This window comes from Nocardioides marmoriginsengisoli (assembly GCF_003725695.1).
Lineage (GTDB): Bacteria > Actinomycetota > Actinomycetes > Propionibacteriales > Nocardioidaceae > Marmoricola > Marmoricola marmoriginsengisoli.
Genome location: NZ_RJSE01000011.1, coordinates 1 through 538, shown reverse-complemented (window position 1 = coordinate 538; position 538 = coordinate 1). Strand labels below are relative to the sequence as shown.

Annotated in this window: 1 pseudogene; it reads right to left on the bottom strand. The window is 65.1% G+C overall.

Annotated features, from left to right (window positions below):
• Positions 1-538: pseudogene (gene fbiC, locus EFK50_RS21295) on the bottom strand (7,8-didemethyl-8-hydroxy-5-deazariboflavin synthase); the annotation flags it as partial.

Sequence of the window (538 nt, the reverse complement as noted above, 5' to 3'; positions counted from 1 at the left end):
TCAGCGGGGGGTGGGGTGCCCGTAGGTGGTGGTGCGTTCGGTTACGGGGCGGTTGATGCCGGTGCTGATGGTGGTGAGTTCTTCGACGGTTTTGGCGGAGCCGTGTTCGGAGCCGGCCATGCGGGAGATGGTTTCTTCCATGAGGGTGCCGCCGAGGTCGTTGGCGCCGGCGTTGAGCATGGCTTGGGTGCCTTGGGTGCCGAGTTTGACCCAGCTGGTTTGGATGTTGGGGATGCGGTTGTGGAGCAGGATGCGGGCCATGGCGTGGACGGCGAGGTTGTCGCGCAGGGTGGGGCCGGGGCGGGCTACTCCGGCGAGGTAGATGGGTGCGGAGTTGTGCACGAAGGGGAGGGGGACGAACTCGGTGAATCCGGGGATGCCGGCCTCGATGTTGTGTTGTTGGATGGTGCGTAGGACGTTGAGGTGGTTGACCCAGTGGCGGGGGTTGTCGACGTGGCCATACATCATCGTGGAGGAGGACCGGATCCCGACGCGGTGGGCGGTGGAGACGATCTCGATCCAGGTCTTGGTGGGGAGT